Annotated in this window: 6 protein-coding genes and 3 pseudogenes; 4 read left to right on the forward strand and 5 right to left on the reverse strand. The window is 54.5% G+C overall.

Features of this window, described 5'->3' with window-relative positions:
* Positions 1–282 precede the first annotated feature (282 nt).
* The 4 genes and pseudogenes from D3D02_RS17545 to D3D02_RS20490 form a co-directional block, all read left to right on the forward strand.
* A pseudogene (locus tag D3D02_RS17545) lies at positions 283–441 on the forward strand (transcriptional regulator); the annotation flags it as partial.
* A 175-nt stretch (positions 442–616) separates the two neighbouring features.
* Positions 617–955: pseudogene (locus tag D3D02_RS17550) on the forward strand (RNA-guided endonuclease InsQ/TnpB family protein); the annotation flags it as partial.
* Positions 956–1,829: 874 nt separating this feature from the next.
* On the forward strand, positions 1,830–3,068 hold the full coding sequence (locus tag D3D02_RS17555) for an orc1/cdc6 family replication initiation protein (protein WP_121571248.1): 1,239 nt from the start codon (positions 1,830–1,832) through the stop codon (positions 3,066–3,068).
* A 490-nt stretch (positions 3,069–3,558) separates the two neighbouring features.
* Complete coding sequence (locus D3D02_RS20490; protein ID WP_147435683.1) at positions 3,559–3,969, forward strand: hypothetical protein; 411 nt, start codon at positions 3,559–3,561, stop codon at positions 3,967–3,969.
* Between the two features lie 41 nt (positions 3,970–4,010).
* Here D3D02_RS20490 and D3D02_RS17565 read toward each other — a convergent pair whose 3' ends face one another.
* The 5 genes and pseudogenes from D3D02_RS17565 to D3D02_RS17580 all read right to left on the reverse strand — a co-directional run.
* On the reverse strand, positions 4,011–4,970 hold the full coding sequence (locus tag D3D02_RS17565) for a PGF-pre-PGF domain-containing protein (RefSeq protein WP_158599410.1): 960 nt from the start codon (positions 4,968–4,970) through the stop codon (positions 4,011–4,013).
* Between the two features lie 198 nt (positions 4,971–5,168).
* Entirely contained in the window at positions 5,169–8,459 is a 3,291-nt protein-coding gene (locus tag D3D02_RS17570; protein WP_233560694.1) for a hypothetical protein, read from the reverse strand.
* Positions 8,460–8,810: 351 nt separating this feature from the next.
* Positions 8,811–8,906 (reverse strand): annotated as a pseudogene (locus D3D02_RS21685) (surface glycoprotein); the annotation flags it as partial.
* An 879-nt stretch (positions 8,907–9,785) separates the two neighbouring features.
* Positions 9,786–10,784, reverse strand: a complete 999-nt coding sequence (locus D3D02_RS17575) for a YeiH family protein (protein ID WP_233560695.1) — start codon at positions 10,782–10,784, stop codon at positions 9,786–9,788.
* A gap of 454 nt (positions 10,785–11,238) precedes the next feature.
* The coding region (locus tag D3D02_RS17580; protein WP_147435684.1) for a heterodisulfide reductase-related iron-sulfur binding cluster at positions 11,239–11,537 on the reverse strand (299 nt) is incomplete at its 5' end.

Genomic DNA, 11,537 nt, shown 5'->3' on the forward strand with positions numbered 1-11,537 from the left:
GTGCTTCTGTTGCCTGTCCCTCCGTGGCGATTACCATAATAATCGCCTGCTGATAGATGACAATCGTTCGGTGTTCGTCGACATCGAGATACTCGACCGCTGCCGCCTCAAGTGCTGTACGGAGGTCTGTCGACGTATCCAATGTATAGTGCTGTGTCGGTTCGTCCTTGCCCGTCATAGCAGTTGATACCACCCATCAGTACAAGTATGTCCGGACACAGCGTGATCTGTGTTGGGCCGGGAAACGATGGGGAACTCGGCATAGTAGTGAGCACAATTGTACTGAAACAGCTGGAGGTGCTGGGCATCCTCGAACTCAAAGAAGGAGGTCCTGGGGGAGCGATTCAACCAGTTGTCCCCTTCGATAAAATTGAGATGCACATCGACTATCCTCTTCTCGACGACGTCGACGTAGACAGTACCCCAGCTAGCGCAGACTAACCACTTGTTTTTCACCCTCTGAAAGGTCGCGAGAGCTGTCAAAGGGCTCTCGTGGAGAGCGAATGTCTGACTCAAAGCAACAACCAAGCCGAGCAGTTGAATCGTCGTCCAGTGAAGAGCGCACGAACCGAACCGAGTACGTCGAGCGAAGCGATGTCGGCGTCTCACTCACTGTAAGGACGTGGCGTGGCGACAGTTCATTAACCTGCTCGAATACAAGGCCGACTTGCACGGAACGCACGTCGTTCAGGTCGATGCTCGGGGCACGACGAAAGAGTGTGCGTCGTGCGGTGTAGAGACGGCGAAACCCATCTGGGTTCGTGAGCATTCGTGTCCAGTGTGTGGCTTCGAGTGTGACCGTGACGCAAACGCTTCGTTGAACGTGTTGAACAGAGGCTTTTCTGAATTAGGGCTGGGATGGCCCGAATCAACGCCTGTGGAGACTGCGCTCCCTACGGATACCACGTCGGTATCTGCAAAGCGCGTCGTGGAAACGGGAAGCCTCGGGGCTTGACCCCGGGGCGATTCACTGGAAATGGTGGTGTGTGGTGGATGGTAATCTCGTCTCATCCGCTCGTCGAACACGAGTAGACGTTGGTGCTACTCACGGTTGGTCATTAACCAACGAGTGAACAGCATTCCTCCTCCACGTTGGTTAACCTACCCAGATTGTCTGACGAGAGTCAGACTCCATTATTTCCACTAATACACTGACACGATGGGAACTAGCGGCTCTAGGCACCTACTCTCCCCCCACTATTTCCAGTAAAGCTAGTGACGAAGGTCTCCCGAACTCTCAAGTTGCTTTCTTTCACTAGAACCAACTGCAACAACAACCGAGCTCTAGCTCTCCTACGGACTAGCTCAAACGCTATTAATATAAACTTTTCTAAAGTTTAGAGTTTCTTCTTCTTAGGTCGCTCTCTTTCGTGGTGATTTACTGGAAATAGTGGGGAGGGGGTGTTCCGTCATTCTCGTCAACAGAGCCCTCCGCAGTCTGCCGGTTCGTGTTCTGACCGAGTATACTGGAAACAGCGGGGCCTATCGAGTATATAAAGAAGCGTTTACTGGAAATACTGGAACCCTGTGGTCTGTCTCACCCGTGACTCGCTACCTGGAGTTACCGCGAATTACTGGAAACGACGGGGTGGGTCAGTCATCCGCGATCTGCTGGGTTTACTGGAAATAGTGGGGTGGGGTTGTTCATCGAGAGTCGGGTTTTCTGTGTTCTCTCCCCGTGACAGCCAACACGACACTCCTCCAAGAAACTGGAAACGACGGGGTCGATATCGAATAGTGGAACTCACGCCCCATAGCGGTTATACTGGAAATAGCGGAAACGGTGGTCGAAACAGTTATGCTTCTAGCCTGAATCAGTCGGGGACAATATGACTCCTCGATTTCAGCCAGACGATACGCTGTACAAACGGCGGAATACACTCAAAGTCGAGTACGTTCCAGACGACATCGTTGGGCGTGATAACGAGATCGAGGAGTACGAAGCGGCCCTGCAGCCGATCATCAACGGAGAGTACCCTGACAACATCTTCATCTATGGCAAGACTGGCGTCGGCAAGACCGCTGTAACGAACTTCCTATTGAACGAACTCCAAGAATCAGCCGAACATTTCGAGGTCAACCTTTCTGTCATCTCGCTCAACTGCGACGGTCTCAGCACGAGCTACCAGGCGGCGATTAGTCTCGTGAACAATCTCCGAGAGCCCGAACACCACATCGCCGAAACCGGCCATCCCCAATCCAAGGTCTATCGTCTTCTCTGGGATGAACTCAATAAGCTCTCGGGGACCGTGATCATCGTTCTCGACGAGATCGACCATATCACGGACGACACGTTCCTCTACCAGATTACCCGTGCCGACAACAACGGCTATATCGACAACATTCAGTTGGGTCTCATCGGGATCAGTAACGACTCAACATTCCGAGAGCAACTCGACGCGAAGGTTCAATCATCGCTGTGTGAAACCGAGATTTCGTTCCCGCCGTACGGTACAGAAGAGCTCCAGAAAGTTCTCGAACAGCGGGCAAAAATCGCGTTCCACGAGAGCGCACTCGAAGAGGGTGTGGTTCCGTTGTGTGCCGCTCTCGGTCGTCAGGATGGTGGCGACGCTCGACGGGCAATTACACTTCTTCGGAAGGCGGGAGATCTTGCACGCACCGAGAGTGCGGATTCGGTTACGACCGATCACGTCGAACGCGCCCAGGAAAAACTCGAGGCACAGCAAAGTATGGACATTATGCGCGATCTCACCGAACACGAGCAACTCACGCTCTACGCGCTAACCACACTCGCTGCCGAGGATGCGACGCCGGCCCGTTCGCGGACTGTCTACCAGCGCTACAAAGAACTCTGCGAATTCCAAGGTCGAGATCCTCGTACAGCCCGGCGGATGCGCAGCTTCCTGTCTGATTTCGAGATTCTCAACCTGACACTCTCGCATATGGAACACCGTGGTCAGGACGGCGGAACGTACCGGGAACATAAGCTCAATCGCGACATCGCGACCGTCGTCGACGCGCTACAGACGATTATCAGCGAATTCGGTGCTCATCGAAGTATCATTGAGTATCTCCCTGATTCTGGTGAGGAGTTTGCTTCAATGTAAACTACCCTTCCCTACCGCTTACCTGCCGGCTTGCGAATCTCGAAGGCGACGTCCACCTTGTGTCGTCTTTTCAGGATAGAGTTCCGGAACCATCTGCTGACCGATTCCACTATTGCTGTGAATGCCGTACCGTGACGGCTCCCAACAGAACGACTAACTATTCGCTGACCCAGGTACACGTATGTCCTCTCGACGACTCCTTGCCATTCTTGCAGTTCTTGGAATGGTTGTTCTCGCTGGGTGTACTAGCGGGATCGGCGATACAGGCACAGATGGGTCACTAACTACTGCAGCCGGGGACGACCCAACGACAGAGACAGCGCTGACTGCGGATCCAGCGCCTGCAGGCGAGCTTTCAGTCGCTTGGGGATGACCGCGGTCTGACTATTCTATTGCATCGCTTCTGGAGTATCCGAGTGGACCAAAGGCTCAGGATTCCCCGTTCCAAGTGATTAAAAACATATATTTATATTCTAATTGGATTGCAACTGTGTCCCCCCACGACCACCTCCACAACGACGAACAAGAACTCGTACGGTATCTTAACGATGATCTCGGTGAGTATTTTAACCTCGCAGTCGCATATGACGATTCTGATATTCGGACGCTCTATTTGTCTCCCACTGCGGAAACAACAGTCACCAAGAGTGATATCCATTCGAACGATCTGCACACTCTCGTCGCTGATCTTCGGGATGAGGGGATCTCTCAGAATAAACTGCAATCAGCCATACTCGGTGAGTATCGGTGTTCACTCTATTTATACAGCGAGTGGCTTTTGCTCCATTATCAGGAATCTGACGAAGGTGTAATCATTGGCGTCGATGCTCAGAGTGCGTCAAACCTTCGCAGATTCCTTGATGATCTCTCTCCTGTTGTATCTGCTGTCGTTCACGCCTAATCACGCGCACGCAAAAAAGAGAAACAGCCGGTGACGACTGGCTACTCTCCGGAATTCGTCAGGTACACCGCTCCGATGAGTGCCAGAACGACGATAATAATGCCGGTAATGAGCAGCGGGCCGGCCCCGCCATCATCACTGGGCGGCGACGTCGTCGTCGCTTGGGTCGCCGATTCTGTCGTCTCATCCGGCTGGGCAGTCGTATCGGCCGCCGTCGTCGTCACCTGCGCTTGCTCCTGCGCCGTGACCGCGAACGGCGAGAAGCCGGTCGTCTCTGCGCTCAGGACGATCTCGCCGTTCTGGCTCTCGACGCTCGTTTCGAGCGTCTCCCACGCACCGTCGCGGTAGTGCTGGATGACCAGTTGCTCGGCGCTCACGCCCAGTTCGTCCAGGCGTGATTGCGAGATGTTGATCGAGACTGTTGCGGACTCGCCTTCAGCCGGATCCGGCGCGGCGATGTCGACCACGCTCACGTACTGACCTGGGGGAGCGGGAACGTCAGCGGGCAGCTCAGGCAGTTCTTCGACGGTCGCTTGACCACTCACACCCGGAACGGTCACAGAGACGCTCGTTGCGCCCGTGACGCCCGAAAGCTGGATCTGCGCGGCGCCATCCTGATCGAGGTCGGCCGTCTCCGAAACCGGTTCGGGCGTGTCTCCGTCGCTCGGCGTATCGGCCGGGCTGTCGGCTTGGCCGCCAGTACTGCCGCCAGTGTTTCCACCAGTATTGCCACCAGTGTCGCCACCGTCACTGGGCGACTCGGTTTGCTGCTGGTCAAGTTGGAAGTTGACTTCCGTTGCTTCAGCAGTGTTTACGTCGCGGGACTTGGATTTGTCCCCAACGGAGATGGTGACCTGTTTAGACGTATCAACCTGTGTGGTATTGACGTCAACTGAATACTCTCCGTTAGAGTCGGTCGTGGCGGTGACCTCGTAGTCGGTGTTGGCTTGTGTGACTGTTACGGTCACGCCAGAGATCGCGTTCCCGTTGGTCCCTGTCACTGTCCCATAGTAGTTGTGGGGCGCTGATGGTGGACCCGATTGTGCAACCGCGGCCGGGGTCGCCGCTCCCAAGACCGCCGAAAGGGCGATTAGGGCGACCACCAGCCGCGCGAGATGTTTTTTCTGTATCATTTATTGGATCTTGTAAGTGTATTGTTTGCTATAAAAAGCGGTTGGAAGTTAGTTAGCGAGCTGTTCTTACTCGACAGTCAGCGTGCCGGATTCGGTAGCCTGCGAGCCACCGTTTTCGTTAGCGTCCATTGCGCTGACTGTGACGGACTGGTCACCGTCGCTGGTGCTTGTGCCGTCAACCACGATCGTCTTGGTGTAGGTACCGTCACCGCTGGTCTGGTCGGCACCCGAGCCGTCATCAACGAGGGTGACGCTACCGGCACCGAAGCCGCTCGCATCAGCAGTCACACTGCTGACCGGGCTCGCGTCGGAGACGTCTGCGGTGATCGTCACCGAATCACCGTCAGCCACGACACCGTTTTGATCTTTGTCGTCATTGATCTGGACGTTACTCACGGACGGTGCCGTGTTGTCGACGCTAACCGTCTTCGTCACGTACTGCGTGTTACCGTAGATGTCGGTGACCGCGATCGTCACTGCTGCCTCCCCATTAGAGAGTGCTTCGGGGGTCGGCTGACCGACGGCCACGGGCGCGTCGGCGCCAGTGCTGTCATAAGACGTTGCATCGGACGCGAACGTCAGTTGCGTGTCGATGTTGAGGTCACTCGAAATAACGCGGACCTCCTCAATCGGCTGGTCGTGGCTCACCTCGAACGCCATATCAAGGTTGTAGCCGTCGTAGACAGCCGTTCCGTCTCCGATCTGGGTGTTGAAGACTTCTGGCTGTTCGCTCTGCGGACCGTCGTAGCTGACAGGGGCGTGGAGCGCGTCCTGGTTGACGTTCATCCAGTAGCCCTGTTCGAGGGCGAGACTCTGTGGCTGCTCACCCGTGTAACCGTCTTCAACGGACCAGACGCCCGTCAGACCGATGAAGGCCTGATCGACGTCTTGGCTTCCTTCCTGGTAGTGGCCAATCAGATTCCAGCCAGTTTCGAGGGACTCACTGTTGCGTTCGACGCCCGGAACAGGCGTGTTCTGGACTTCGTAGTCAACTTCGGTGTCCTCGTCCGCAGTGATGACGTATCCGAGACCGCCATTGAGTTCGGTGAGCGAGCCGTCACCCGTTGCGACGACGTGCTTCGCCCATTCGCCGTCGTCGTACTCCCAGATGGAGTTGACGCCGTCGAGGTTGAGCGAGTCAATCGGGACCGCTCCCGTCTCAGCCGGAACGGACACAACGTTCGTTCCTTCCGAGAGATCGAGCGAGAATGTCAGGTCCGCGCCCGTGGAGTCGGTCGTATCCGTGCCGAACTCTTCAGTGAGGTCAGTGATGGTTAGCATCTTGTCGCCGCCGGTTTGGGCCATTCCCTGAATCGTGTAGTTGACGACGCCATCACGTTTCGCCGGTTCGTCACTCTGGACGATGACGTTGTGACCACCGAAGCTCTCGGGAGCCACATCGGATGCGACCGGTTCGCTGAAGCGAACGCGAACGTCGAGCTGATCTTTGTCAGCGCTGACGACGTCAGCGTCCGTGACAGAGACATCTTCGGTATCGATGGTTGCAGAGTCCGTGGCAGCCGTCTCGAGGTACTGCTCACCGACACTCGCATTCTGGAACGTCGCCGTGAACTGACCGTCACGCACGATCGAGTCTAGGTCACTCACCTGGTCGCTCGTTGCGACATACGTGAACCCACTCTCTGACTCTGTCTGCGTGAAGTCACCATCGTCGAGTTCGAGGAGATCCGAACTCTGCATCCGGAACTCATCGCTCGTTGCGACGCTGACATTCAGACGGTCGAGCTCAACGTCAGTCGTAACGCTGACCGTCAGGGTATCTCCGTCCGCGCTAATATCGAACGCGTCGAGGCTGAGTTTCTTCCCCTCAACACCGACGGTGGTCAACTCGTCGGTGTTGTCTGCCTCGAAGCCAACGTCACTAGCTGTCACGCGGAACTTGTAGGTCCCTTCTCCAAGGTCGTTGATATTGATAGTGCCATCCGTGGCCGTCGTCCAGCTATTTCCTCCATCGGTGCTGTACTCGTAGGTGAATGAATCACCGTAGTCAGCGCCGTTCACCGTGAGGAATTCACTGAGATCGACCTCTCCGGTCAGGACCGCATCCTGGTTGTAGGAGAGCGACGGTTCGTTGTTGTCGATCGTGAGTGTCTTATTATTGTACACTTCGTTGCTCGCGTTGTCGGTCGCAGTGACAACGAGCGTGTGCGAGCCATCTGGCAGGTCGGTCGTGTCGATGTTTTTCGGCTCAGAGACCGCAACCGCGTCATCCTTGCTGAAGCCTGCCGGGATGGCTCCAGTGCCGCCAGGAATCAGGTAGTAGTTGACGGACTCGACGTCGTCAACAGCGGGGCTGGTATCGACGGTGACGCCACCAGTGATGTTCGCGTATCCGCTGATGACATCATTGTCTCCAATCTCGCTGAAGGAAATGGTCGGCGTTTGCGTGTCGATCGAGAACGTCGTATTCGCCGTGTTCTGCAGCGAGTTCCCGACACTATCTGACGCCTTATCAACGGTCACGATGCTAGAATCGTTCGTTGCCGTGTAGGAGCTGACATCAAAGCGGAGATCAACGACCGTGTTATCGTCGTTTGATCCAACGGTGTCGCTGAGACGGACCGTCGTTCCGTCGACGCTGACGATTGCTTCCACAGTGCCGGGCTGTACCGGCTCGTCGAAGGCGGCAGTCAGCGTTTCCGAGCCTGCATTGTTCTTGGTGTTGATCTCAGTTGATGAGAGGTTGATATCTGTGACGTGGGGTTTGATGTTGTCTACCTCAAACGAATAGGACGCTTCGGCGTAGTTACCGGCCGCGTCCGTCGCATTCACATCAATCGTGATTGTCCCGTTCGGAAGTTCCGCGGAGGTATCGGTTCCGGGGACAACGGAGAACGTACCGCTGGAACTCCGCGTGAACGTTTCGGAGTATTCACCCGATTCGTTAGTGATCGTCAGGTTCGCACTGTCGACATTACTGTCAAAGACCTCAACCGAGATCTCTTGTGCGGTATCGCCAACAACAGCGCCGTCGGCCGGACTGTTGAGGCTGAACGTCGGTGCGCCCGTGTCCACGGTGAACGTGAGCGTGGTTGAATTACGGTTGCCCGCCTTATCTGCCGCCGAGAGGGTAGCAGTGTAGTCGCCATCGACCAGTTCAGGGACTTCACCATCCCCAGGACGGATCGTGATGTAATTATCTTCATAGCGGACACCGTCGTTGACGGTCTGCGCCCCGATCTCATAGGAGTAGTACTTGTCTCCGTTCCGTCGGAGCGTCACCTGCACTGTATGATCGTCCACACCAGAGATCGCGTCAGTGACGTTCTGATTGATCTCAGGCGTGTGAGTGGTGTACAGACCGTCCTCTGGGATGTCGTCATCGTTGAACGACACTGGCGTGTCATCAACGATGAGCGTCCCAACGGACTCATCAGCGGCGCTCGAGTACGAAGCGCCGTCACTAAGGCTGGAATTCGACTGATGGACATACACAGTCGTTCCACTGGCCGTCGTTTCTACGCTGGGACTAATAGTGGTTTCAAATGAACCCTCAGAGATCTCTCCAGCGTCAACCACAGCGGCGGACTCTCCACTATCGTAGGTCCCATTGTTGTTTGCGTCTATATACACCCGTACGTCTGTATTGTCCGTGGTGACATCACCGTTCACAGTGATGTCGTCGGACGTTTGAACGATAACTTCTGATTGACCGTCGAAGTCAACGCCGTTCGCAGTCGCGGCAGCAGTCCCGGCAAAGGCTATGGTCCCTCCGAAGACGGAGACGACCATCAGCGCAGCCAGGATTACTGCGCGTGTTTTATTTCGTATGTCGTGTGTCATTGCGTAGTCTTGAATGTGTCATCGCGATTCGTTAGCGAGCGATCCAACTGCTTGATCGTCCGCCGAGGAACTCCTGCGGGCACTTGCCTCCAGTCGGAGTCGAAGGGTGAGCTCATCGTCCGCGTAGTGACGATCGTGCCGTTGACTGACCCCGTACTGTTGACGCACACACCCGTGTGTAAACCAGCGTCACCAAACGCGACGCCGGTGGGGCCGAGTCCCTTTCGTCGTGAGACCTCGGCTGGATCTGTCATAGTGTTCTTTCCCCCGCGTGGGGGACGCCCACCGACGGGATCGAACCGCCGCTGCAGCTGCGGTTGAGATGCTAGCCGCAGACCCAGTGTAGGTGAAGCCACACTTCGTCACAAAGATGCTGTACCATTTGTTAATGACAAGCTAATGCAACTATCTGGCCTGTTTTAGGATGTGGCTAACATTAACTCAGCCCCGCTCAATTTCCAGCGAATCAAGGAATTAGAATAGTCTTATGCGAAACAAAGATTGTATGTAAGCTAGCAAGGCAGCCTTTGTGAGGAAGTTTCGTTTAGATAGTCTAACTGGATAAAATATCTTTTGCCCTATTGGGGCACCGATTCACAGAACGATACTATCTGAGTACGAAGTTGCGGCCACTCCGCACTGAGAGTAGCTGTTTGCTCGGATGTGCGAGCGGGTTACGGCTATCTTCGGTGGTAAACTGCAGTAGTAACAAAGTACTCAATATCAAGCGTGGCGATCCCGTAGTTAGTATGTCTGATTTATAATCTTTTGTTGACAGCTACGGGCTGTAGGTCCTCTAGGTATTGTGTTTCCACCGTGCTGTGATTTGGACGTGTCAAGAACAGCGAATTAGTTACTGTTGTGATGCTAATAGTTGTCTCAAAAGACATAGCGAAGTGCAGCTAACGTAAGACTGCTCACTACAAGTAGGCTCAACGCTACAGCAAGCACAGGCTCAAGCCCCGAATCTCGTAGTTCGTCTATATCGATACTCAATCCCAGTCCAGCAAATGCAACAAGAAATAACCAATTCGATGTATTGCCGATAGCACGAATATGAGCCTCCGAAAATACTCCTGCACTCCTGAGTAACATTATAGCCACAAATCCTATGATGAATTTTGGAAAGCTTGTCCACAGGTACCGCCATTTGCTTTCAACTGTCGCATCTGTTGTTCCCTGTCGACTGTAATACAGTGCATAGCCGATTGCGACGATACCGATGAGTGCATTCCTAGTGAGTTTAACCAACACCGCCCATTCGCCTGCAGTCTTCGAATATGCAAATCCAGCAGCAGTGACCGGACCGGTACTGAGCATTGTCGCACCAGCCCAGATACCGAAGACGAGATCTGAGAGTTCAAGAAGATGTCCGATAGCCGGATACACAACAAGGGAAACAGCATCAAACAACAGTACTGTTGCAGCTGCATACGCGATATGTTGTTGGTTGGGTTTGATACTTCCTGCTACTGCTGCGACGGCTGAGACACCGCATACCCCTGCACCTGCTGCAAGAAGCGATCCGATCTTCTCTGGAATATTGAAAATTTCGCGGGCTAGTATTTCGACTGTTATCACTGTACCACAGATGGCAAACCCGACAACTAATAGTACTTGAGCTCCCGCATCAACGACTTGTTGGAGTACAACTGTGACACCCATCAAGATAATCCCTGTCTCTAGCCACAGGCTGTGGGTTTGGACGCCACCCTCTGCCCATCTAGGGATCCCGATTGTATTAGCAACAAGCACCCCTAATCCAATAACGATTATCAGGTGGCTCTCAAATGGAATGAGTGCGGTTATACCTCGAGCGAGAAGGCCAAGTACTAGCAATACACCCAAACCGGGAGCAAGCGCACGCAGTGGTCGCATAGCTACCACGGTATAGACACACCCATCATAAGTACGAGAACAAGTCCCGAAGCGATACAAATCGCCTTCCAACCACGATCTAATGCCATCCAGTGCCGGTGCAGATTCCCAATTGTCGTACCAGGGATAAATGACCGTCCGTTGGAATCAGATTTTTGAAGCTCTTCGTTACGCATCACTTATTCTTACTATGAATATTTCAAATATCTCTTTTGTATCCTGCAACATCTGAGGGAATCCAATATACACTATTTTTAATTCTTGCAGATAATAATATGTAGGTACTAGTATTAGTACATTCTCTTCACCCGTTACTGTCGAATTCAATGGTTCTGCTCATCGAGAACGGTTAGGACCCCGAACATCATCATAGCTCTATCTGGAGCACCTCGTATAAATAGCACGTGGGCCCGATCGATTTGGATAGTTCCTAGTTCTGAATTTCGCCCCAAATCTACTCAACCAGTCCGGCCGCGAGCGCCTCGATCGGCGTCGGCGGCTCGTCGTGGCTCCCGTCGTGGTCGGGGAACAGCGCCGGGTCGATAGTCGCCCCGAGGTCGTTGAGCTGGGTCCGGCAGGACGCGCCGGGCGCGACGACGGATTCCGCCTCGCTGGCGTCGACCTGCCCCTTGAGCGTCTCGCCGATCGCCTCGCTCATCGCGCGGTGTTCGGACTCGTAGCCGAACGTCCCGGCCATCCCACAGCAGCCCGAATCAAGCGGATCCACGCGGTAGCCGGCCCGTCGCAGCACGC

Origin of the sequence: Halobellus sp. Atlit-38R (genome assembly GCF_003665925.1) — an archaeon.
In the GTDB taxonomy this organism is placed as follows: domain Archaea; phylum Halobacteriota; class Halobacteria; order Halobacteriales; family Haloferacaceae; genus Haloquadratum; species Haloquadratum inordinatus.